Here is a 23,389-nt window from a genome sequence, read left to right on the forward strand (position 1 = left end):
GAGTGCCTCCGTGTGCTCACTTCTTTGGTCGGACGATTGCATCGATTTCGATATCGATGTCGTCATCGACCATTGCCTGATAGTCGGTCATCTTGAATGCGCTGCGCTGGATGCGCGTTGTTGCGAGGAATTTGCGAGCACCGGTGTCGTGTTTCAGCGCAGGGTCGTCATGAGGTTCCAGACTGACTTTGAGTTCGACCGGCTTAGTGATGCCGTTGACAGTTATTTCACCCGATACATCGGCGGCTGTGGGCGAGTTGGCGCGCACGGCGAGGCTTTTGAAGGCGATGACGGGTGATGACTTTACGTTGAAAAAGGATTCACCCTTTAGCTTGTCGTCCACGATCGCTTCGCCGGTGGTCAGGCTGGCTGTGGCAATCGAGGCATTGATCTTGCTCTTTTGGGGCGCGGCTTCATCGTAATCGAGCGTGCCGCTGACTTTGGTGAAGCGGCCGCGCTGTTTCGAAAGGGCCATCGTGTAGATAAAGCGGACTTCGGTGCGCCGCTTGTCGAACTCGAAACGCGTGGCGTGTGCTGTTGGCGCCCACGCTGCCAATAATTCTGCAGCGAGCATCAGGGAAATGGCGGTTCTCATCGCGGCGGATGGGATTGGCGAAAGCGTCGGTTTCATCGCTTAGCCTTTACTTTCGATACATCTGAAGGATCTGTTTCAACGCTTCCAATCCTCTGAGTCAGCGTTTCGACGACCTTCGAGATTTGATCTTTTTCAGATAGGGCATATGCGGCGATCGCCCAGACGGCCGCGAACAATACTGCGGGCCAAAGCAGTGCGATGCTGAGCTCGAAAATCATTGCAGCCATCATGCTTCTCGCCGCGTCGTTTCATGGGGTGGAAGAAGCTGTTTGGCACCGGCAACACTGTTGATGCTTGGTCCGGCTGTGGCACGTCTTGCGTGACTCGACTTTCGCGCCCCCAATTGGAATGGGCATTACATGCGAAGGGTTCTCAGAGCACCTCACGCGATGAGAATGGCGAGATTTGGTTCGAGAAATACTCGCTGCTTTATCACTGCTGCGGAATTAGACCGTGTTGCGCCGATTGCCAGCGCTTAATAGCGGGGTATTCCGCAGGGGCGGTGAGCAGAGATCAGCGTGCGATACCGCGATCAAATTTCGTTTCACTATTGCCGGTGTTGCAGTCTGATTGAGATAGTCTCGGTCGCTTCCGAAGTATCGAAGCGTCGCTTACTCCACCAACGCAGGTGCGGAAAAGAGAACGCGATTTCGACCCTCGGACTTTGCGCCGTATAGAGCCTGATCGGCAGACGATAGAAGTTGCTCAAGAGAGGTTCTGGAGGCGGAATCGGACGTTGCGCCGATGCTTATGGTGATAGAAATTCGGCGTCCATCGTCGAGCAATATGGGATTTTCTTCGATCGAAGATCGGATTCGCTCAGCGATCTCGATCGCTTGTCGCCGAGAGCATTGGGGCAAGAACACCGCAAACTCTTCACCTCCAAGCCGGCCAACAAAATCGCGTTCCCTAACCGCGGTCTTGATGCGTCGCGCGGCTGCGGCCAACACTTTGTCACCGGCTGGATGCCCGTAGTTGTCGTTGATCGATTTGAAATGATCGATATCCAGCATCAGAAGGCTTGTCGTCTTTTTCGGACGGCGATCCTGGTCCAGTCGAGCAATTGCCCGTTCAATGAAGGCGCGCCGCGTGTATGCGCGGTCAATTGATCCTCTGTGGCAATGCGTTCTAGCTCCTGCGCGAGGCGTTCTCTTTCTTCGGTCACGATGTAGCTATCGTGCACGTCTGTGCTTGTGCCGAACCATCGAATGATCCGTCCTTCATCGTCATGGATAGGAAGCGCCATTACTCTCAGCCAACGAAACTCGCCGGAACGGTGACGGAAGCGATAATCGATGTCGTAGGCCTCTCCGGTGCGCAAAGCCTTCGTCCAGACTGAAGCGACCATGGCCTGATGTTCCGGATAAACGAGGAATTTCCACGTGTCCTCGGTGATGTCCGCAGGCTCAATTCCAGTGAACTCGCTCCAACGTGCGGAGAAGTAGTCGTGCCGGCCTTCACGTCACAACTCCAGACGATTTGCGGCAGCGTTTCTGTGAGGGTTTGGAATTGAAACCGGCTCTCGGCGAGTGCAGAGACGGTATTCATTTGGTCAGTCACTTCGACGACTACGCCCAGCAGGGCGGGCGATGCCGCCGTTGTCATTTTGAATGGGCTTTGCCGATACAATCACCCAGCGGACGTTTTTGTTTTTGTCTATGATCCTATATCGGCTGCGATAGGGTGTGCCTGAAGCGATTGCTTCGGCAAGCGACGTTCTTACCCGTTCGCGATCGTCAGGATGGATTGCCTTGAAAAAGAGGCTGTCATTTATGCCCTCTTCGCAGGTCTTTTCCGCCAAACCATATATGCGCGCGACATTTGCATCGGCGGTGCTGATGCCCGTTGCAACGTCGAGGGTCCATATGCCGACCATGCCGGAGCCATCGAGTGCGTGACGCAGGCGTTGCTCGGAATCGCTGAGGCTGTCGATGCGATTTACGAATGGGGTAATATCGTTTGCCATGCCCAGGACGCCGGCAATGTTTCCGTCTGTATCGGTGACTGGAATAAAATCGAGATTGAACCAACTGGCGCTTTTGAGGTCGCCGGATGTTGGGCACAGTGCCTGCTCTCGAAAGCTCAGGGATTTACCTGTCTGAGCCTGCGTCAGGACGGATTTAAAGAAAGCAGCGTTTCGCGGGAGGACGTCGAACACCGAGCGTCCGTTGATGGCTTCGGTTGTTTCGGTGAACAGTCGGCGTTCGGCGGCTTCGTTGGCGAACAGAATGCCGTTTGACCCGATCATCAGCGCCATTGGAGCAGAGGAGCAGGCAACCAATCGCGCAACTATGGCGATAGCCTGATCCCAATCATCGAGTTCGGGCAGCCCGGTAGACGGCCAGTCCAATGCCCTTTGCGCTTTAAGCCACCGGCGCCCTACGTTGATCGATGAGCGGGCCGACGGGTCGGTGTGGAACTCTCTCATATCCTGCCCTGTCCCTTTTGACCGAGCTCAGATCAGCTTTTTCCGGAATTCCCCTGTATTCGCATTCAGCGGCGATCTGCTCGAAATACTTTGACGATTTCTCTTTTCGGCCGTCCGCCGAAGCCAACCACGTATCGCGATCACTTGACTAGTCCGAACAGTGTAATGTCGCATCTATTAATAACACGGCTCTGAAGTCGGTTTCTCAGACGTAAATGAACCTTCGCAGTATAAGACTTTAGTCGATTTATTCGGTGCGGACGAAGAAGAAGAAATGATGTGTATTTGAACAAATTGCGCAGTACGCGGCGTGCGTTTGTCGTTGCGCTTGATTTCGATTTGCGGATCGGCGCGCGCAACTGACTTCACTCATTGAAGTACTTCTGCGGCGTGAGTTGGCGCGCTATCATAGGCTGAGGAGTTGAGGGTATGTTGAGGAGCGTCGCTATCCAACGGGCCTTCGCGGTCCGAACCTGAAGTCCGACCGCCCCGTCATCAAAAACAGAGTAAGAGGAATATTGGCGCCCCGTAGGGGACTCGAACCCCTGTTGCCCACGTGAGAGGCGGGTGTCCTAGGCCACTAGACGAACGGGGCCGGCGCAAGATGCGACGTGTAAAGGGTTGCCCGTTGCGGATCAACCCCGAAGATAGATGAGGCTCTGCACCTGAGGCAAAAGTTGCGATCCGCGAGCGAGTTTCGGTCGAGGCGGAGGGATCGCCGGGCCTAGTTGTGGGGCAGCGCGCCGATTGGCTTTACGTCGACGACCCGCTGGCCTGTTTCGATGTCAATCACAGCTATGCCTGGTTCGCCGCCGCCTTCGTAATAGACGGCGAGGCGGCTGCCCGAAATCGAGATCGATACAACCTTGGCTCCCGGCGGGATTTCGAGGTTGAATGCGGCCGCGGACGACGCTGGGATGGTGGTAGTGACGCCGGGCCGTGCGGATTGGCCGAACCGTCCCGTGGCGAGGCCGGTGACTTTCGCGATGACGGCACCTAGACCCAGCAAGATCAGCATGCCCAATAAGATGACGACGATCTTCAGGTTGCGCTGTACGCGCTGTTCGCGCATCAAGTCGGGCGTGGATGGCTGGGGTTTGCCTTGGGTCATCGAAATCGAATTCTTTCTATTGATCGCGTGATCGTGACGACCGCAGCGAAACTCTCAGGCTCGATCGAATTGACTGCTGGTCCGGATGACGCCGGCCAGCGGATCGATCGTTGGCTGGCCGAAAAGATAGGCAATGTGAGCCGTGCCCGGATTCAGGCACTCATCCGGGAGGGCCGGGTGAGCGGCGGCGGGACGATAGGGGAGGCGCGCACCCCGGTCAAACCGGGCATAACGTATCGGCTGACCGTGCCCGACGCCGAGCCTACGGACGTTGCAGGAGAGGACATTCCGCTTGCGGTTGTCTACGAGGACGATGACCTGATCGTCATCGACAAGCCTGCCGGGCTGGTCGTGCATCCGGCCGCAGGGCATGCGTCCGGCACGCTGGTGAATGCGCTCGTTGCACATTGCGGCGACAGTCTATCCGGCATTGGCGGGGTGAAGCGTCCGGGGATCGTGCACCGACTCGACAAGGACACGTCCGGTCTGTTGGTCGTCGCCAAGACGGATGCCGCGCATCAAAGCCTTGCCGATCAGTTCAAGAGCCACGGCCTGGATGGACGGCTCGAGCGAAGCTATCTGGCTTTCGTTTGGGGGCGGATGGATTTGCGCAAAGGCTCGATCGAAGCGCGGCTGCAGCGTAGCGGCGCAAATCGCACCAAGATTGCTGTGGCGCGCGGTGCTGAGGCGGGCCGATTCGCGAAGACGCATTACGAGGTGGTCGACGTTTACACGGGCGAGCGCGAGACGGGAGACGTTTCGCTGCTTCGGCTACAACTGGAAACGGGGCGTACGCATCAAATCCGCGTGCATCTATCGCATATCGGCCATCCAGTTCTAGGCGATCAGGTCTACGGGGCCGGTTTCAAGACGCGGACGGCTTCCCTGACTGACAGGTCGCGTGACCTGGTGACGCGCCTTTCGCGACAGGCACTTCACGCCGAAGGCTTAGCGTTCGAGCATCCTGTGACTGGCGAAAAACTGAGTTTCATCAGTCCGTTGCCGAAGGACCTCGAGGAACTACGTGCGTCTCTGGAGCCCGAAAAACCGCGCGTTTCACCGGGCGGAAAAACGCGTCCATCGCGACGGAAGACCTAGGGCGAACGCGTTAATACCTAGCACACCTCTTCTCAATTCAACGTGAGGGAACGGAGCGTGCAATGCCGGATTTTACCACTATGTAACGTGTGGCGTACGGGGCGCGAATATAGACTCCCGCCACAGCAAAGGGAGTGGCGAACCGAACCGTCCTAACGGGTCAAGGTTCGTCTCAGAGGGCTCATGGCAGCAAAAGGTCTTCCTACTCTGGCCGGAGGTTCACTCGGCCTCACGCGGTATCTCGAGGAGATCCGCAAGTTTCCCATGCTCGCGCCCGACGAAGAGTACATGCTCGCAAAACGCTGGCAGCAGCATGAGGATTCAGACGCCGCCGAGAAGCTCATCACGTCACACCTCCGCCTCGTGGCGCGTATCGCCATGGGTTATCGCGGTTACGGTTTGCCGATCGGTGAAGTTATCTCCGAGGGCAACGTCGGGCTGATGCAGGCGGTGAAACGCTTCGATCCCGAACGGGGATTCCGTCTCGCCACATATGCGATGTGGTGGATCCGTGCCTCCATTCAAGAGTACATTTTGCGCTCGTGGAGCCTTGTGAAGATGGGCACGACGGCGGCGCAGAAGAAACTGTTCTTCAACTTGCGGCGCGCGAAGAGCCAGCTGCAGGCGCTGGATGACGGCGATCTGCGGCCCGATCAGATCAAGGCGATCGCGACCAAGCTCGGCGTGCCGGAAGATGATGTCGTCAACATGAACCGGCGGCTTGGCGGTGACGCGTCTCTCAACGCGCCGATCCGTGCAGAGTCGGAATCCGGTGAGTGGCAGGATTGGCTGGTCGACGATACGCCGACGCAGGAAGACCGTCTCGTAGAGGATGAGGAACTGACACGGCGGAGATCGTACCTCTCTTCGGCTATGTCCGTTCTGAACGATCGCGAGCGGCGTGTGTTCGAAGCACGGCGGCTGTCGGAAGATCCTTCGACGCTCGAGCAGCTTTCCGAAGAGTTCGGAGTGAGCCGGGAGCGTATCCGGCAGATCGAAGTTCGTGCGTTCGAGAAGGTGCAGAAGGCGGTAACGTCAACGGCTCGGCGCGCTGAGGCGCCGGCTGGCGCAGCCACCTAATGCGGCTCCGTGGCTGACAGCGTTTTCGGCCGCGACTGCTAACAGCATTGCTCTATAAAGCGTGGCGGCATCATCCGGTGCCGCCACAGCTTTTTGCAGAAATCGATGCGCCGACGCTTTGCCCTGATTTTCAACGCCCGTGCAGGGCATGCGCTTCCCCGGCTGCTGGACGGCGTGTTGGCGCGTCTAAGGGCGGAGGGTTGCGAGGTCTTTCAGGTGCCTTCCCGGAGCGCTGAGGAGGCCAGTGAGCGGGTGGCAGAGCTGGCGAAGGCGGCAGACGCTCCCGACGCGGTGATCGCGGCAGGCGGCGACGGCACGTTCCGCGCGGTGGCAACGGGTGCAGCGGGAACTGATCTGCCGGTCGGGTTCGTACCGCTTGGAACCGGCAACGTGCTGGCGCACGAACTGGGGCTTTCGCGGCGCGTTGGGGTTGTCACCCGAACGCTGCTCTCAGGCAAGGTTATCGACGTTGGTAGCGGGCTTGCGAACGGGAAGCCGTTTTTTCTGATGGCGGGCGCGGGCTTCGATGCGCGCATCGTCTCGCGCCTCAACTACCGTGCCAAGCGCGTCCTCGGCCGCGCCGCTTATGCGGTGCCGGTGCTCAAGACATTGGCCGAAGGGCCGGTTGTGTTTGACGTCGACATTGATGGGCGCCTGTTCGAAGCGAGTTGGGTCATCATCACGCTGGCTAGCCGCTATGGCGGATCTTTGGTGCTGACGCGCGAGACGGTTGTCGGGGAGGAGAGCATGGTGGCGGTGGTGTTTGAAGCGCAAAGCCGGTTTGCGCTTTCGCGACACGCCATTGCTTTGGCGCTGGGGCGGCTGGCATCCGGCGAGACCTGCCCCAAAGGCGTTTCCGTGTTGCCCGTACGTAAAGCCGCCGTCGGGCATCGCTGGCCTGTGCCGATCGAGATCGATGGAGACGTTGCGGATCTGTCTCCGCTGGTCATTACGGCAGACGGGCCACGCGTTCGCCTAATCGTGCCTGACAGCCATGTTGCTGATCTTACGAAACGTCACACGAATCGCTTACCTTGAAGAGGTGAAGGGTTGCGGAGCTTAACCTCTGCAACGCAGTGCGAGCGTCAGAGCGAGAACCTTGGGTCTATGCCCTTCTCTTCTCTGAGCCGGATCCGACCGGACCGGCTGATGACTTCAAACGGCGCGTGGCAGCAATGGACTGGGCTGCCCGAGGGAGCGTCGTCTGAGTTTGTGCCCGACACCTTCACGAACCTGTCCAACCCTTCCCGCTACTTCACTGCCGAACTTCAGACGTTAGCGCGCCACTCAGCGAGCCCGTGTGCTGAGCGTTCGCGTGCGTTGCACCGGCCGAGAAGGCCGCGCTCTCAGGGGCGCGGGTGCGGATATTTTGAAGATGGAGTGCCTCATGCAGAAGCGCTGTCACCGTTCAAACGGTTTGTCCCGCTGCGGCGAAGCGTTCGCTCGCCAAGATCCGCCGCACGGTCAGCGTTGGTTGTTTCTGCTCTGGCGTCAACACATCAAACATCCCCCAAGTAGAACTTAACTGAGGCATGCCGGGTCGAGTGCGACAACTCCCGGCCACGCAGAAATTCTAAGGCTGGCTTTCGAGCCGGCCTTTTTATTTTGGGATGTCATGCGTTTCGATGGGCCACGCGTGCGGTCTATCACATCGGCAGGCGGGCGATGTCGTGCGAGAAATAGTTGTCGATTGCATCGGCGATCGACTGGGCAACCTTCTCGCGCCATTCGTCTGACTTGAGATTGGCTGCATCGGCTTTGTTCGTAACGTAAGCGAGTTCGATCAGTACGGACGGGAACTGCGCCGTCTTCAGGACCCGGAACGCTGCCTGTTGGTCGGGGTCGTTGCGCATCGGCGTGCTCTCGCCCATGTTCTCGATCACGGCTTTGGCGAACATTCCTGTGCGGTCGTGCGTGCGTGCAACGTCTCGGCCAGCGAGATCCGCGAGGATGCTTTTGACGGCACCGACGTCGGAACTGACTTCCTTGACCGTATTGATTTCATCCGGCGACAGCACGTTATCGGCGACGCTGCCTTGAGCCGAGCGCTCAAGGTTTTTGGCGACGCGGTCGCGCAGGGTATAAATCGTTGCGCCGCGCGCGCTCGAACGTCCGCCCGCATAGTCCGCGTGGATTGCGATAAAGAGGCTTGCCTTGTGGTGCTCAGCGTAGGCCGTGCGTTTGTCGAGCGGCACGAACGTGTCGTCGTCGCGAGTCATCATGACTTTGTAGCGGCCGGATTTTTCCAGCAGATCGCGCAGAACAAGACCGAATTGGAGCACGACGTTCTTTTCGACGACGCCGAGTTTTTCAGCGCCGGAGTCGTGTCCGCCGTGGCCCGGATCGAGAACGATGATGGGGCGGAAAGCGCGCGCCGCGCGTTCGGCGCGTTCTGCTGGACTTACGGCTGGGCGGGGAAGGGGCGGCTGAATGTTTTTGGTGGCACCGGCCTTGGCCGCAGCGCTGGATTCATCGGCTGAAAGATTGGCGGCTGGGCGAATGATGACAGCGAGCCGAGAGTCGCCATTCTCTCCTTTTTCAATATTTGCGCTTTCGACGATCACCGGTTCGGTTACGCCGATAACGATCCGGGTTTTTCCTGGTGCCGCGAGGCCTGCACGAAATGCCTTTACGAGGCCGACGGGCTTGTTCGCGTCATGGGAGGGAAGGCGCAGCTTTACGTCCGGAAGTTCGATGACGACACGGTTCGGATGAGAGATCGCGAAGACGCTATAGTCGACCTTGCGTTCGAGGCCGACGACGAAACGGGTGCGCAGCGAGTCCTGCCGAACTGCCGGCGCCCCTTCCGGGCTGGCAACGGCGAGCTGAACTTCGTCGGGATTTGCGATTGCTGCAGCCTTAGCGAGGACGTCAGCCGCCTGCGAAGGCATGACGAACGTCATCAGCAGAGAAAGAGCAAACGTTGAACGCAGCACACGATGTGCCAAACTTCGCATTCCAAATTCCCCCGTGGCGCGCCCCCAATTTCCCTCGGGCACCACAATCGTCTGTATGCCCATGGAAAATGGCGTTTTGGCGGTCAGAGTGGTACGCCCGTTAAGGATATCTGGACGCGAGTTAAGCCCTCGTTAAATCGCGATTTCTTTGCGTTTGAAGATTGGCTGCCGCAGCAACTCAATCGGCGCTGGGCGTTGTCCAGGCGGCGGCGGCTAGCGCATCGTTCTCGTGCGCTTCGACCCAGCGAGTCGATCCGTTGGCGAGCGATTCTTTTTTCCAGAACGGCGCGCGCGTCTTCAGGTAGTCCATCAGGAATTCGGTTGCGTCGAACGCATCTTTGCGGTGGGGCGAGGTGGCGATGACCAGCACGATGTTGTCGCCGGGCGCGAGCGTGCCGACGCGATGCACGATCCGCGAGCCGGACAGCTTGAAACGGCTTTGGGCTTCGGTTTCGATGCGTTCAAGCTCTGCTTCGGTCATGCCCGGATAGTGTTCAAGCGTCATAGAAGTCAGCTTTTCGCCGCCTGCGTGGTCGCGAACCTTGCCGACAAATATCGCTACGCCGCCGACGCCGTGGTCTTTGCCGGCGACGGCTGCAAGTTCCGCCGAGACATCGAAATCCGCTTCTCCGACGCGGACGGACATCGCGTTAGCCTCCCGTTACGGGCGGAAAGAACGCGATCTCGCGTGCATTTGCGATGGATGCGCTTGTCTTCGCGTGCGTTCGGTCAAGGGCAACGCGGATCGGATCCGGTTTCGCGAACGCAACGTCAAACGGGTGGCCGCGCGTTGTCTGCCAGCGCAGAACGTCGGAGACCGTCTCGATACCCTCGGGGAGGCGAATGCGCTCTTCGGAGAAGCCGGTGCGTTCGCGCAGCCAGGCGAAGTAGCGCAATACGACTTCGGGTTTCTGAGTTTCTGCAGTCATAGCGCCTCAGCGATTGATGGCGTGGCGGATGCCCGCCTTCAGATAATCATAGCCGGTCAGCAACGTCAGCAGTGCGGCGACCCAAAGGAGCGCGATTCCGGCAATGGTCGTTCCGGGCAGGATTTCCTCTGCCGCGGGGCCAGCCAACAGCAGCGCCAGGGATACAAATTGCGCCGTCGTTTTCCATTTGGCCAGCTGCGTTACGTGCACCTTCACGTTGAGTTCTGCCAGGAACTCTCGCAATCCTGAAACCAGGATTTCACGTGACAGAATGATGATCGCAGCCCAGATCGACCAGTCGCCGATGGTATCGACGTAGACGAGCATCAGCAACGTTGCGCCGACGAGGAGCTTGTCGGCGATCGGATCGAGCATGCGCCCAAGCGTTGATTGCTGCTCCCAGATGCGCGCCAGATAGCCGTCGAGCCAGTCCGTCAGGCAGGCCACCACAAAAATGGTAAACGCGAGCCAGCGGGCAGCTTCGCTCGTGCCGAAAAACAGCACACCGGCGAGAACCGGAACAGCAACGATCCGGCCGTAGGTCAGAATGTTTGGCAAGCTCATCGGAAACGAGCGGCGTGCGACACGGTCCATGGGCTTGGGGTAGCCGCAGCGGCGCGGCCCCGTCAATGGGGGTTGGAACAAACAGACGAAAACGCTTCGAAATCAGCCCGCAGCGGTTCCCGTGGCGGGGTGGGCGACGAAGTCCTTGGCACCACCGATATCGGCGCGGCGAAGAGCCTCGAATATCGCGACTCTCAGGTCCGACTGCACCGTCAGTCCGTGCGAAATGTCGGGCAGCAGAATTCGCAGCGAGAAATCGGTCGTGTCCTCGTTGTAGCCCTCGAAAACGGCGACAGGGGCCGGTTCGCGCAGCACATTTGGATGGCGACCCGCGCATTCGGCCAAAATCGCCAGGACCCGCCGGGGATCTGTGTCTGGTCCAGAGCTGAATTTCATGACGACGCGTCCAAGCGCGTTGCGGTGCGTCCAGTTCAGAACCCGGCCGGTGACGAGTTCGGAGTTCGGCACGATGAGGCTGGCGCGATCGAAGGTTTCGATCTCGGTCGAACGGACGGAGATGTTTTTTACCGTTCCCTGTTCGCCGCCGATCACGACCCAGTCGCCGACCTTGATGGGGCGCTCGATGAGCAGGATCAGACCGGAGACGAAATTGTTGACGATGGACTGCAGGCCGAAACCGATACCGACTGAAAGCGCACCAGCGACGATCGCGAGGTTGGTGATGTCGAACCCGGCGTAGGAGATCGCGATGATCGCCGCGAGTGCGGTGCCTGCATACCCGACCGTCGTGTCGATCGAGTTTGCGATGCCGGCGTCCATACGCGGACGGATCAGAACGTTCTCGCGCAAGCGGCTTTGAACAACGCGAGTCAGGAACAGCAGCGCCAGGAAAATGCCGACGCCGATCAGAATCCGGAAAAGGGAAATGCGGAACTGTCCGATCTCGAAACCGAACAGCAAGGATTTCAGCCAGTCTCGGATATCCGGTCCTGAGAAGCCCCATTGCAGCAGCAAAACCGGGATGACGGCAAAGATGACGCAGAACGTCAGGACCGTCTCTGTCAGCCAACTGATCTGACGGCGGCGGACATCATCGAAGCCCATCCGATCTTGCAGCAACGCTCCGAAACTGCTGTTCGACGTCGTGCTGCCGCGCGTGAACGCGCGAATGGCCAGATACAGCAACGTTGCGACGAGGCCGACAACGCCCGTCATCACCATTTGCTGCGCCAGGAAGCGGCCAAGCGCGACATAGCCGAACAGGCAGCAGGCGACGATCGCGAGCGCCGCGATCCAAAGCGGCAGCTTGAGCCACAGAGGTTCGCTGCGTCCCACGCGGACCATCGGAGAGGCTTCGCTCGACTCGAACGGCGTCAGCAGCAGGCCTGCGAGCACGATGGCGAATGAGATGCTGGCAACGAGAGACTGCAGCACGCTCATAGACAGCGGGAAATACAGGATCTGTCCGAACGCCGAGAGAAAGAGGTCGGTCGAATAAATCAGCGCAAGCAGCTTAAGCAGGCGCGAAATTCGTCGCGAGCTTCGATCCGACAGGAGCACGAGGCGGCGCTCGGGCCGTTTCGGCGCAAACACGACGCTCACAAGCGCGGATACGCCAATGAAAATAAGCGCGGCTCGCAGCAATGCTGCGCTGGCGGGTGCTGCAGTCGGGTAATAGAGCAGGCCAAGGTAATCGAGCCCGCCGTAGAGAAGCAGCGCCGATGCGATTGCGGGCGTCGCGCGAACGGGGATTATCCAAGACGCGGATGCAGCGCGTTCGAAGAACGTCGGCGGTGTGCCATCAGGTTTCGGTCGATAGCGGATTAGCGCCAGCGCGACGGCTTTCAAGAACAGGTAAAGGCCGACCGTTGCCGCGAGCAGCAGCGTGACGTTGATCTTCTGTTGATTGACGGACGACCACCAATCGGTCGCGTTATATTTCAGACGCCAGGAAACGCTCGGCGCAGCGCGCGAGATGTCGTTCCAGAATTCCGGGAAGATCGGGCTCGTGATGCGTTCGGTGAGGCTGCGCACGAAGAGCTGAAGGCGAAGGCCCGTTATTTTGTCGATCGCTTGGCGTGCGCGCCACCACGTCACTTCCAGCGTTTTGACGGCGCCGGAAAGCTCGGATGATTCCGCGAGCAAGCGTGCGCGTTCGGCTGTGACGGTCGCGGCTTCGGGTGGTGATCCTTCGGCAGGCGGATCACCGAGCTTGCTGATCTGATGCTGCAGGTCGGCAAGCCGTGGACGCAAACCATCGGCGGTCTGCGTCGATTTCGCGATAACGCTGTCCACTTGGTCGCGAAGCGTGCCGAGGTCGGTATTTGCATTGCTGATCGCGGTCAGCTTTTTCTCCGCGCCATCCATCACGCCGACCATCGAGTTGATGGTGGTGTTCACCTCCGCTGGCAAAACCTGGACAGGTGGGGGTGGGGGAGGCGCGGCTGGTGCCGGATGAGCAGCGGGCTGCGCTGCGGGTGCCGGGTTCGCCGCCGGTGCTGCTGTGGGAGCGGCGGGAGTTGTTGCCGCGGCGGCTGGGGGCTCTGCTGTTGGAGCGGGTGCTGGCGTCGCGGCAGGCGCTGGCGCGGCTTGCGCTTTGGCGGGTGCCGGAGATGTTGCCGAGATCGGCTTTTCAGGATTGGCGACGTGCGGCTGCGGCTGACTTTGCGCGCTGGCCGAAGTCACGGACAAGAAGACTGCAACTGTGAGTGCAGCGGCGTATCTCAGCATCAGAGATCGAGAACCCTAAAGAGAAGAAGTATGTCTGGGCGACGGCCCCCCAAGTGCCGCGAAATTAGGGCAAGAGAAGCGCGAAGCACCAGCGTCTTTTGCTCGCATCAGCCTCGTTATTGTGGCCGTTCGTGGAAGAAATCGTAGATCTTTCGGGACATATCCGCAGAAATCCCGTCGACGGCCTTCAAATCTTCCATTCCGGCGCGGGAAACGGCTTTGGCGGAGCCGAAATGCTTCAGCAACGCACGCTTGCGCGTTGGACCGATGCCTTCGATTTCGTCGAGCGGATTGACGCCGATCGCTTTCGAGCGTTTGGCGCGGTGGGTGCCGATTGCAAATCGATGCGCTTCGTCTCGAAGCCGCTGAACAAAATAGAGCACAGGGTCGCGTGCTTCGAGCATCATCGGGCGCTCGCGTCCCGGGATGTGGAAATGCTCCCGGCCAGCGTCGCGATCCGGACCCTTGGCGACGCCGATCAACTGAATGTCGTGCAAGCCAAGGCTGCTCAGAACTTCACGTGCGATGGAAAGCTGGCCCAAGCCGCCGTCGATCAAAACGAGGTCCGGGCGGTCAGGGAAGACTTGATCTTCGTCGGGAACATCTTCCTCGTCTTGCGGTAGCGGTACGTCGACAGGATTGCCTGTCGTGTCCGCGATGAGCTCGGCGACTTCCGTCTCGATTTCTTCGAGCACCTCGGTATCGGAGATGCGCCGGAAGCGGCGGGTCAGAACTTCACGCATCATCGCGTAATCGTCGCCCGGTGTTGTGTCCGGCGACTTGATGTTGAACTTTCGGTATTGGCCTTTGACGAAGCCTTCCGGGCCCGCCACGATCATGCCGCCGACGGCGTTCGTTCCAGAGATGTGGCTGTTGTCGAAGACTTCGATCCGGCGCGGCACTGAGGGCAGTCCGAACCGTTCGGCAACGCCTTCGAGGAGTCGCGCTTGCGATGAGCTTTCCGCGAGTTTGCGTCCCAGTGCTTCGCGCGCATTCGACAACGCGTGCTCGACGAGGCCGGACTTTGTGCCGCGCGATGGCACGCGAATGTCCACCTTGCGCTCGGCTTTGGTCGATAGCGCTTCGGCAAGCAAGCTGCGGTTTGCGACGTCGTGCGAGAGTAGGATCAAGCGCGGAACGGGTTTGTCGTCGTAAAATTGCGCGACGAAACTATCGAGAACGTCCGCGACATCGAGCGCGCGGTCGGCCTTCGGGTAGTAGGCGCGATTGCCCCAGTTCTGTCCGGTGCGGAAGAAGAAGACCTGAATGCACGTCTGTCCGCCGTCTTGATAGGCGGCGAAGACGTCAGCTTCCTCGACGCCTTCGGGATTGATCGATTGATCGGCGGTGACGTGGGCGAGCGCCCACAGACGGTTGCGGTATTTGGCGGCCGTCTCGAACTCGAGCTTCTCCGCCGCATCCTGCATCAGGCGCTGGTACAGTTCGCGCACGGTCTGGCTTTCGCCGCTCAAGAAGCGAGAGGCTTCGCCGACGAGGCCGGAATAGTCTTCGAGCGTGATTTCTCCGGTGCAAGGGGCCGAGCAGCGTTTGATCTGAAACAGCAGACACGGCCGCGTGCGGCTTTCGTAAACGCTGTCGGAACACGAGCGCAGCAAGAACGCGCGCTGCAGCATGTTGACGGTGCGGTTCACCGCGCCAGCGGATGCGAATGGGCCGAAGTATTCGCCTTTGCGATTGCGAGCGCCACGATGTTTCATGACGGCAGGAGCGCGATGATCGCGCGCAATCAGGATGTATGGGAACGACTTGTCGTCGCGCATCAGGACGTTGAAGCGCGGGCGGAAGCGTTTGATGAGATTGGCTTCGAGCAGCAGCGCCTCGGCCTCGGTGCGGACGGTGATGAACTCCATCGACACTGTTGCGAGGATCATGCGCGCAATGCGGTTCGTGTGGCCCTGGAGGCGCGCATAATTGGAGACGCGCGCTTTCAGCGACCGCGCTTTGCCAACATAAATTACCTCTCCCTCCGCATCGAGCATGCGATAGACGCCCGGCGTGTGAGGCAGTGTTTTGAGATATCCCGCAATAACATCGGTGCCGGATTTTGGCGGCCGACTGGGGGTCGCCGCCAAATCCGCGGGCGGCTGATCTTCGGTCATGGCGCACCTAAAATTGGGGCAGGCCAAACGTCAAGCAAGGCGTTGCCCCATGCGCCACAAAATCACCACCTGCGGGGCGTCGATTCAAGGTTCAGCCATGGGACTGTGTGCGTAAAGGGGGAACCATGCGCCCAATTTTGACCTTTGCGGCGTTCGCATTGGCCTTCGTTTTCCCGTTTGCCGCCGTTGCGAAGCCAGCAAAAGAGAAGCCGCAGAAGCCGTTTACGAGTAGCGAAGAGCTTCTGAGGTGGATCAACGGGTATCGGCACCATCCCGAGCCCGGCCGGATTCCGCTGGCCGTCAAAGCGATATCGGCGCTAGGCGTCACCAAGGATGCGGAGCAGTCGGCGCTCTATATCGGTTTTGTGGCGGGCGCCATTGGCGCCAACGGCGATCGTGCTTCAGACCTCGTCGAGCAGATGTTTCCGATGCCGCCTGAGAACCAGGTCATCATCATCAAGGGGATCGCGTATTCGGGCTTGCCGAAATGGCGTCCGCTCCTGTCATCGTTCGTCGAGCGTATGCCCGCGCGCAAGGAACTCATTCAGAAATATCTTTACGGCGACAAGCCGGTTCTGACGGCGCTGCAGATCAAAGACGATGCGACGGTCATGGATTTGAACTGGGGCTATTATTTCGCGACCGGGTGGGAGGCGCCAGTTCGGCGCATTGTCGCCGCCGTACAATATGCGGGCGACAAGAACGAGGTCGAGACGCTCACGATCGGCGCGATGGCAAAATGGACGCTGGCGCAGAACGCCTCACGCGACAACGATCTGCTGATGATGATCAGGAAGATCTCGGCCGATTCCGACCCAAAAGTAAGAAAGCCGCTTGCTGAAGTCATCGACGCCGCGGAAAGCCTCGAGCTATCGCAGCTGCGCAAAGATGCGTTGGCTTCGATTGAAGAATTGAAGGCAAAAGGCCCGGAAAACCTGCGCAATTACAATTGGTGGGGGCAAGCCGGGCAAACGGTGTTCGCGCTGGGATGCGTCGCCGCCGGTGTGATGGGGCAGGTCGAGTTTGGCATTCCGTGTGTCGTCGGCGGAGCCGTTTCGACGGCCGCGCTCAAATACTTTCAGCCGACGCCCTGACGCTTCGTCCGCTTGTTCAATCTGTTGGGCAATTGCTGCGTGCGTCGGCGAGGGCGGAGTCTTTGTCGGCGTATTCACCAACGATCTCTGCTGCCGGGCTGGTTACGCGGCGATAGGTTTCGAACATCGATTTCTCGAAGCCGTCGAGTACGGTGAGCGCCGTCAGTTGCGTTTCGCCGTTCGTCTCGGAGCGGAGAAGTAGCGTTTTCGTTCCGCCGTAACTCGCCATCAGAATGCGGCATGGTTTGCTGTTCGCGGGTGCGTTGCGAATGTCCGGCACGGGTCCGCCGAGACGCGAGGGTTCCGGACCGGTTGAAGGCGTGATCTTAAAAACGGGCAAGCCTGAAGGCGCTGCCGGTGCGGGCGAAGTCGTGCTCTCGGCGGTGTTTCTATCGAGAGCCGGATCGCCGGACGCATTCCGCGATGGGGCGTCTTGCGATCCACCGTCGGATTGTATGACGGCGTCGCGGGACCAGATCGTTTTCACCCGATCTTGCTGAGCAGGCTTCTGCTTTCCGGGTGCGGGCTTCGGTTTGGACGAGGCCGGCCGTGCGGGTGTATCGGTGTGCGCGGGCTTGGGTTTCGCAAGCCAGGGCAGTTCTTCCGCATCGGCAGCGATCTCGATATCTGCGGATTGATCTTCGATTTCGCTCGGCTTCGGACCACCCAGTCCTGACGGAGGCGGGAACGGCAACGCGCGCCTGCGTTGAGCGGGCTGTGGCGCTGGCGGAACGGTATCGCGAGCGGTTTGCACCGGCGCTCCGTTGCAGTAGCTCTGGGCGAAACTGTTGGCGATGAAGTCGATCGATTTGGCGTAGTTGCGGTCTGTCGCCCAACGCCGCGCCAGATCTCCAAATGTCACCGGGCGGCCGAGCCGCAAAGATAGGTGGATGATGCCACTCTGCTGTTCGCGCGTTCGCTTTGCGACCGGAGCCGCGAGGTGTTCGCCAGAATAAGCGACGAGATGCTGGATCTGTGCATGGACGCCGGTCTGGACGTCGGCAAAGCGTTCACCTGGAACGCCGCCTCCGGTCGCGCCGATGCCAGCGAAATTGTTCTGCGTTTCGCGAACGTCGCCGCGCTTTCCGTCACCGCGCCTGAATTTCAGGAAGTTGGTTTCGATCGCCATTTGAAAGAAGGCGTAGTCCCAGCGGACTCGCCATCCTTCGCCGTAGTGCTTGTAGTAAAGCGCGATGCCGCGGAAGCGCGGATCGAGGCGATCGTTGCGCTCAGTGAGGAACGCCATCAGGCGCTCCGGCGTCACGCATGCCGGAACGCGATTGGTTGCGTCAGTCCGGATTGCGGGAGCGGCGAGTGCGCCCGTCGCGGCAAAAATAATCGGGAGAGCAGCCGCGGAGGTGAGAAGCGCCGAGCGCATAGCTGACACTTCCCTGTACTTGATACTCATGCGCGGGTTCACGACAGCGGCCAACACTCAACCATCCGGGCAGAGTTCGAAGGCCTTATCGAGCGCTTGCGATGGGTTTGAAAACTGGCCCACCGATACGCCGCCCTTCGCGTAAGCTGCGATGTAGGCGTCAGCTTCGCGTTTCTCTGCGCCTTCGTTGACGTCGAGAACCGTGTAGTTGTCCTGCTGATCGGCTTTCGCTTTGATGATCACGGAATGGCCGCCGCCGTAGCTCGCAGTCCAGACTTTGCAAGACGGGCGCGGAGCGGGAGAGATCGTCGGCGCAGCCTTCACCGCATTGTCCGGCGTGACGGCAGACTTGGTGCCTGCGCCGAGGGCCGCGGTCTTGATCTTCTTTGTCGTCAATTTTTTCGCTGTGCTGGCGGGTTTTTCCTGCTCAGCTTTGGCGATAGGTGCGGCAGGCGTCTGGCCAGCCGGTGCGGATGCCGCGACTTCGGGCTCGGTCTCCGCGTTGATGATCTTCACGGTTTGCGGCTTTGCAGTCTGAGCGGGCTCGCCGACGGCGACGGCGGGCGTGTCGTCTTTCGGCAGTTCGGCACCTAGGCTCCAGCGTGCGAACGAACCGGATTTGCGTGCTTCTTCGTTCGCCTTGCGCGCGAGTTCGGCTCCGGAAATCTTCGGAGTTGTGTCCGTATCTGACGATGCATCTTCGGCCATCGCGATCTTTGGATCGGCGGCGGACGGCTGCACGGGTGCGGATCCTGGCCGCGCGAGCGCGAGCAATTCCGGCTGCGGATCGGCCGCGCGGCATGGGCTGCCGTAGAAGGATTCGGTGATGCCGGAGATGTCACGTGCGTAGCGGCGCGATGTCGGCGCCCACTTCTTCGCAAGCTGCTCGAAGTCTGTTGGGCCGGACTGAGCCTTCAGCCACGAGGTCAGCACGCCCCATTCCTGAACCTTGCGCGTGCGCTCGGCGACCGGATTGTCGAGATGCTCACCAGCGTAAAGGAGAAGGTGCTGAAGATGGGCTTTTACGCCGGTCGGAACGTCGGGGAAGCTTTCTCCCGGAACGCGGCGACCTGTTGCGCCGAGACCTGCGAAGTTGTTCTGCGAGGCAGAGACGTCACCCTTGAAGGTGAGGTTGCCGGTCTCCAGCAACATCTGGAAGAACGCGATATCCCAACGGATCTTCAGTTCCTCGCCGACGCGCATGTAATCTGCGGCGATCGTTGAGAAACGGGGATCGAGACTGGGGTTTCGATTGTTGAGGAAGGCCATCATGCGTCCGGGCGTAGCGCACGCCGGGACCGTGTTGGTCTTGCTCACTTTGATCTGTGGAAGGTCGGCGGCGAACGCCGGCAGAGAAACGGCAGCCATACCACTGGCTGCAGCGATGATGAACGCCAATGGCGCTCCCACGCGGCAAATCATGGATCCACCCATAACGACGCGGCACCCCTCAGAGAGCGCCCAACAATACCAATTAAGGTTCATAGGCGCTTAACGTTAAGAAAGTATTGACGACCCCCCTGGGCCGAATCGAGCATCGCCAACCAATAGGGCGGCATTGCGAACGGGCCGGGGTCAGATTGGGGCGCGAGCGGGCCCGCTGAGCATTTGATAATTACTCGATTTGCGCTCGGCGCGTCCTCAGGTGAGGTGCTGGCCGCCGTCGAGCACGATCATTTGTCCCGTTATGGACGACGTTGCGAGGATGAAGCGAACGGCCCCAGCGATCTCTTCCGGGGTTGGGCCGTGACCGAGCAGCGTTGATTGTGCTTCGTGCGCGAAATCCTGCGCCGTCTGATGGACGCTCTGCAACACGGGGCCCGGGGCGATCGCGTTGACGCGGATGCGCGGCGCGAGGGCCTGGGCGAGCATCCGGGTCGTTGCCCAGAGACCGGCTTTTGAGACCGTGTAGGAGAAAAAGTCCGGCGTCAGATTCCACACGCGCTGGTCGATGATGTTGACGATGTTGCCTTCCGCGTCCGGGGGCAGTTGCGCCGCCATGGCTTTGGAGAGGAAGGCTGGCGCCTTGAGATTGACGTCCAGGTGCAGGTCCCAGGTTGCTTCGTCCAGCGTCTCGATGCTGTCGGGCTGAAATTCCGAGGCGTTGTTGATGAGTGCGGTCAGCGGACCCATCGAGCGGCCGATGTCCGCCACCAGGCGATCGATCGCGGCGAGGTCTTTGAGGTCGGCGGAGAATATCTCGGCGCGGCCGCCTTCAGAGCGGATGTGTTCCGCCAGCTTTTCGGCGTCTACTGATGAATTTCGGTAATGGATGGCGACGGCCCACCCTCCGCGCGCCAGTTCGAGGGCCACGGCACGGCCAATTCGCCGGGCGGCGCCAGTGATAAGTGCAGACTTCTGTCGTTCGGATTTCTGGGTCATCGGGCCGGGGTAGCAGACTTCCGATCTCGAATCATGTGCGCTGAACGACTCGCATATCGTCGGATGCGGTTGTTTCGAGGGAGATTGGTCGGGATTGGCGATATTGCAACAGCGGCAATTGCCTATTTTGGATGCAAATTGTCGGGTTTGAGCGCTCTTCTAGTTATCATTGTTGCGGCTCGGCACCAGCGCATGGCGCAAGTGGGCCAATTGCACTCAGAACGCTTGTGGAATGGGCTCCGAAACGTTGATCTGACTTCAAGCAGCGAGAATCAAATTTGACCGGGGATCGCGCTCGGGACGTGATTTTGGGGGTTATTAAATGGCTAAGTTTGGACGCTTTGCGGTTGCTGTAGGGGCTCTCGCCTTTGCCGCCGCTGGAATGTCGGCAACAGCGTCGGCAGACGAAGAAAGAAAATTTGACTACACGATCTCGATGACCGCTACGAGCGACTATATCTTCCGCGGCATTTCGTTGACGAACGGCGATCCGGCATTCCAGCCGTCGATCGAACTCCGGTACGGCATTGCCTACGTCGGCCTGTGGGGGTCTAACATCGATGGCGCAGCTCGGCCGTTCGAAATGGACGTCACCGCTGGTATCCGTCCTGTAACCGGGCCGGTTAGCTGGGATATCGGTGTCCTCTGGTACACCTACCCCGACTCAAAGATTGCTGGCGATCTCGACTACGTCGAGTTCAAGGTTGCCGCCTCGATCACGCCGGTCACCAACCTGACGATGGGTGTCACGGGCTACTTCACGCCGAACCAGGGCTTTGCTTATCCGGAAACGGAAACGATCGAAGGCAACGTCAGCTATCAGCTGCCGCAGTTCGCGATGTTCACGCCGACCATCGGCGGTATCGTTGGCTATTCGACCAGCTCGCGGAACAGCGATTGGGCTGACGGCGCATTCCTCGGCCAGAAGGATTACACCTACTGGAACGCGGGTCTGAAGCTTGCAGTCGACAAGTTCTTCATGGACTTCCGCTACTGGGATACGAACATCGGCCAGACGGCTTCGAATGGCTTCGATAATGGTAATGCAGATTCGCGTTTCGTCTTCTCTGCCGGCGTCTCGCTGCCCTAATCTGAAATACAACTCTCGTCTTCGCTTGGGGCCCTTCGGGGCCCCAATTTTTTTGTCTGAAGCAGTGCGAGTCACATAGAACACTGCGAGAGAATTTCACGTGAGTCGCTGAGAAGTCTTGCAGGAAGCGGCAACTCACGACACTACTTGGCGTGAGGCTTGGTTGCGGGCATCTGATCCTTGATTCCAGCGGTTGTCATTTCTGTGCTTCTGACGATGGCTGTGGCGGCAGTTCTGCTGGCGCCTCGTCTTCTGCCGCGTCGCGTTACGCTGGACGTCGCGCCGGACCGGCCGCAGCCGTTTGGCAGCGAGATGGCGTGGCTGGCCGTTAAAACAACGGACGCTTCCCGCCTGCTTGACGTTCTCGGCCTCGAAGAGGCACGCGCCGCCAACTGGAATTCCGGTATAGGCGCGATCTACGACGTCGATCTTTCCGATTCATTCGTATTCGTTGCGCCTCCGATCAAAGGCTGGACGCTGGTTGCGGGCGTGGCGTTGCCGCTGCCCACGGGTGGCGCCTTCATCGACAAAGCCGCGCCATTAATTGAGCGGTTGTCACGCGAGTTCGGCTGCTGCGATTATTTCGCCTCCTTCCCGATCATCGACTTTTACGCATGGGCGCGTTTCGAACGCGGCATCGCTGTTCGAGCGGTGGCGATCGGTGAGGATGGCCTCGTCTGGGATGCGGGACGGCTTTCGAAGCCGGAGCGTCGTATCGGGCTTTCGATGGTCGAGCTGCGCGGAATCCGCGATCGTCACGGCGATCTCGGCGGCGCGCTTCATCTCCATCCGACCGAGCTGCATGTGCTCAGCATCGCTGGAACGTGGAGCATCAATCCGATGACGATCGAGCGTCTGGCAAAGGATGCAGGCGTCGGTTTCATCGCGCGGGCACCGCAGGCCTGGCGTGCCGAGCGGATGCACAAAGTCGCTTAGCTAAGAACCCAGCTTTATCTCAACGGATGCGTCGTAGCCGCTCGCTTAGAGGCGGTTGCGGCCGTAGTCATAGTCCATGCGCGGGCCCGGCAGGGGCGAACTGTTGGTGTTCGGCGCGGGCTGGCTCGGCTGCAGGCGCGGGGTTGGTGGGTTACCTCGCGCGGTCGAACGGACGGGTGGAATGAAGACGCGATCCGTGGAGCACTGGCGCCGCTGATTTTCGTTCTGACCGCAGTTGCGCGGTTGTCCGTCTTTCGAGAAGCAGAAGCGCACTTCCTTGAGCGCTTTGCCGCTGCCACCGCAGACGACTGACATCATGTCGGGTCCGAAGCGCGGATTGGCGCGGAGAAATTCGTTGCGAACGTCCGATAGCGAGACGATCTGGGAATCGAACGGATTGGCAAACCGCTGCGGAATGGAAATGCTTTCGAACAGCTTGCGCGTGGTTGCGAAGTAGCGCGCGGGATCGAGCCCCGAGCAGGTTCCGTGCGTCCGGTACTCGTGAATAATCAGGCCGCGGCTCGGCATCACGTCGAGCATTCCGTCAATGATGGAATCGGGCACGAACGGGCGGCGCGACAACCGGCACGAAGACGGCCAGCCTTGTTCGTACTGTGGCCACAGGCCGTGCACGACAAACGAATATCGGCGGCCATCGCGACGGTTGCACTGGGCGTCGTCGCGGTCGTCACCCTTTTCGGCGCAGTAGCTCGGACTCCAGGAGAGAACGAGCGCGTAATAGTCGAACTCACCGGCGACGTTCTGAGACCGGTTCCGATCCTTATCGTTCGACCACGGCCAGCGTTGCTGTGCGGAAAGATCGGCAGAGCTTGCGGCGATGGCCAGTCCGGCCACGAAGAGTGCAGCTAGTCGGACAATCGAAGTGCGCATTCGGCGTCGATCCTTGGAAACGTCAAACTCGTCGGTTGAACCGAG

Annotated in this window: 20 protein-coding genes, 1 tRNA gene and 1 pseudogene; 6 read left to right on the forward strand and 16 right to left on the reverse strand. The window is 59.8% G+C overall.

Going from position 1 to position 23,389, the window contains the following annotated elements; translation table 11 throughout:
• Positions 1-16: 16 nt before the first annotated feature.
• From DLM45_RS13445 to DLM45_RS13470, 6 genes and pseudogenes are all read right to left on the reverse strand, one after another.
• Entirely contained in the window at positions 17-631 is a 615-nt protein-coding gene (locus DLM45_RS13445; RefSeq protein ID WP_181337594.1) for a YceI family protein, read from the reverse strand.
• Positions 632-1,206: 575 nt separating this feature from the next.
• On the reverse strand, positions 1,207-1,701 hold the full coding sequence (locus DLM45_RS13450) for a diguanylate cyclase (protein WP_181338330.1): 495 nt from the start codon (positions 1,699-1,701) through the stop codon (positions 1,207-1,209).
• A pseudogene (locus DLM45_RS13455) lies at positions 1,608-2,042 on the reverse strand (PAS domain-containing protein); the annotation flags it as partial. The gene DLM45_RS13450 and the pseudogene DLM45_RS13455, both read right to left, overlap by 94 nt.
• Before the next feature lie 105 nt (positions 2,043-2,147).
• Positions 2,148-3,023 carry a PAS domain-containing protein gene (locus DLM45_RS13460; RefSeq protein WP_181337595.1) on the reverse strand — a complete coding sequence of 292 codons (876 nt, stop codon included), beginning with the start codon at positions 3,021-3,023 and terminating at the stop codon, positions 2,148-2,150.
• A gap of 519 nt (positions 3,024-3,542) precedes the next feature.
• Positions 3,543-3,618 (reverse strand) — tRNA-Glu (locus DLM45_RS13465).
• Between the two features lie 129 nt (positions 3,619-3,747).
• Positions 3,748-4,134: a hypothetical protein gene (locus DLM45_RS13470; protein ID WP_181337596.1), complete on the reverse strand. Its 387-nt coding sequence runs from the start codon at positions 4,132-4,134 to the stop codon at positions 3,748-3,750.
• Positions 4,135-4,167: 33 nt separating this feature from the next.
• On the opposite strand from DLM45_RS13470, the gene DLM45_RS13475 reads away from it, so the two are divergent.
• The 3 genes from DLM45_RS13475 (at position 4,168) to DLM45_RS13485 (ending at position 7,350) form a co-directional block, all read left to right on the forward strand.
• Entirely contained in the window at positions 4,168-5,232 is a 1,065-nt protein-coding gene (locus tag DLM45_RS13475) for an RluA family pseudouridine synthase (protein ID WP_343062308.1), read from the forward strand.
• A gap of 183 nt (positions 5,233-5,415) precedes the next feature.
• Positions 5,416-6,312: an RNA polymerase sigma factor RpoH gene (gene rpoH / locus DLM45_RS13480; RefSeq protein ID WP_181337598.1), complete on the forward strand. Its 897-nt coding sequence runs from the start codon at positions 5,416-5,418 to the stop codon at positions 6,310-6,312.
• A 105-nt stretch (positions 6,313-6,417) separates the two neighbouring features.
• The gene (locus tag DLM45_RS13485; RefSeq protein ID WP_246317383.1) at positions 6,418-7,350 is read left to right on the forward strand and encodes a diacylglycerol/lipid kinase family protein; all 933 of its coding nucleotides are present in this window, start codon (positions 6,418-6,420) and stop codon (positions 7,348-7,350) included.
• A 608-nt stretch (positions 7,351-7,958) separates the two neighbouring features.
• Here the strand turns inward: DLM45_RS13485 and DLM45_RS13490 are convergent.
• The 6 genes from DLM45_RS13490 to uvrC all read right to left on the reverse strand — a co-directional run bounded on the left by DLM45_RS13490 (position 7,959) and on the right by uvrC (position 15,573).
• Positions 7,959-9,269: an N-acetylmuramoyl-L-alanine amidase gene (locus DLM45_RS13490; RefSeq protein ID WP_246317384.1), complete on the reverse strand. Its 1,311-nt coding sequence runs from the start codon at positions 9,267-9,269 to the stop codon at positions 7,959-7,961.
• Between the two features lie 178 nt (positions 9,270-9,447).
• The gene (locus DLM45_RS13495) at positions 9,448-9,915 is read right to left on the reverse strand and encodes a molybdenum cofactor biosynthesis protein MoaE (RefSeq protein ID WP_181337600.1); all 468 of its coding nucleotides are present in this window, start codon (positions 9,913-9,915) and stop codon (positions 9,448-9,450) included.
• Between the two features lie 4 nt (positions 9,916-9,919).
• A complete protein-coding gene (gene moaD / locus DLM45_RS13500) occupies positions 9,920-10,198 on the reverse strand; it encodes a molybdopterin converting factor subunit 1 (RefSeq protein WP_181337601.1) in 279 nt (92 codons plus the stop codon).
• A gap of 6 nt (positions 10,199-10,204) precedes the next feature.
• Positions 10,205-10,792: a CDP-diacylglycerol--glycerol-3-phosphate 3-phosphatidyltransferase gene (gene pgsA, locus DLM45_RS13505; RefSeq protein ID WP_181337602.1), complete on the reverse strand. Its 588-nt coding sequence runs from the start codon at positions 10,790-10,792 to the stop codon at positions 10,205-10,207.
• A 72-nt stretch (positions 10,793-10,864) separates the two neighbouring features.
• Complete coding sequence (locus DLM45_RS13510; protein WP_181337603.1) at positions 10,865-13,453, reverse strand: DUF3772 domain-containing protein; 2,589 nt, start codon at positions 13,451-13,453, stop codon at positions 10,865-10,867.
• A 116-nt stretch (positions 13,454-13,569) separates the two neighbouring features.
• On the reverse strand, positions 13,570-15,573 hold the full coding sequence (uvrC, locus tag DLM45_RS13515; RefSeq protein WP_181337604.1) for an excinuclease ABC subunit UvrC: 2,004 nt from the start codon (positions 15,571-15,573) through the stop codon (positions 13,570-13,572).
• Positions 15,574-15,698: 125 nt separating this feature from the next.
• Here uvrC and DLM45_RS13520 point away from each other — a divergent pair, with 125 nt between their 5' ends.
• Positions 15,699-16,667 carry a hypothetical protein gene (locus DLM45_RS13520; RefSeq protein ID WP_181337605.1) on the forward strand — a complete coding sequence of 323 codons (969 nt, stop codon included), beginning with the start codon at positions 15,699-15,701 and terminating at the stop codon, positions 16,665-16,667.
• A gap of 16 nt (positions 16,668-16,683) precedes the next feature.
• On the opposite strand, the gene DLM45_RS13525 is transcribed toward DLM45_RS13520, so the two are convergent.
• The 3 genes from DLM45_RS13525 to DLM45_RS13535 all read right to left on the reverse strand — a co-directional run bounded on the left by DLM45_RS13525 (position 16,684) and on the right by DLM45_RS13535 (position 20,427).
• Positions 16,684-18,075 (reverse strand): glucosaminidase domain-containing protein, encoded by a 1,392-nt coding sequence (locus DLM45_RS13525; RefSeq protein WP_181337606.1) that lies wholly within the window; start codon positions 18,073-18,075, stop codon positions 16,684-16,686.
• 27 nt (positions 18,076-18,102) lie between these two features.
• Positions 18,103-19,443, reverse strand: a complete 1,341-nt coding sequence (locus DLM45_RS13530) for a glucosaminidase domain-containing protein (protein WP_246317386.1) — start codon at positions 19,441-19,443, stop codon at positions 18,103-18,105.
• A 243-nt stretch (positions 19,444-19,686) separates the two neighbouring features.
• Positions 19,687-20,427 (reverse strand): SDR family oxidoreductase, encoded by a 741-nt coding sequence (locus DLM45_RS13535; RefSeq protein WP_181337608.1) that lies wholly within the window; start codon positions 20,425-20,427, stop codon positions 19,687-19,689.
• Positions 20,428-20,749: 322 nt separating this feature from the next.
• Here DLM45_RS13535 and DLM45_RS13540 point away from each other — a divergent pair, with 322 nt between their 5' ends.
• Positions 20,750-21,517, forward strand: coding sequence for a TorF family putative porin (locus DLM45_RS13540; RefSeq protein ID WP_181337609.1), 768 nt, complete (start codon positions 20,750-20,752; stop codon positions 21,515-21,517).
• Between the two features lie 180 nt (positions 21,518-21,697).
• The gene (locus DLM45_RS13545) at positions 21,698-22,453 is read left to right on the forward strand and encodes a hypothetical protein (protein WP_181337610.1); all 756 of its coding nucleotides are present in this window, start codon (positions 21,698-21,700) and stop codon (positions 22,451-22,453) included.
• Positions 22,454-22,498: 45 nt separating this feature from the next.
• Here the strand turns inward: DLM45_RS13545 and DLM45_RS13550 are convergent, their stop codons facing one another.
• Positions 22,499-23,344, reverse strand: a complete 846-nt coding sequence (locus DLM45_RS13550) for a ribonuclease T2 family protein (protein WP_181337611.1) — start codon at positions 23,342-23,344, stop codon at positions 22,499-22,501.
• Positions 23,345-23,389: the final 45 nt, after the last annotated feature.

The sequence above is a fragment of the Hyphomicrobium methylovorum genome, assembly GCF_013626205.1.
Lineage (GTDB): Bacteria > Pseudomonadota > Alphaproteobacteria > Rhizobiales > Hyphomicrobiaceae > Hyphomicrobium_B > Hyphomicrobium_B methylovorum.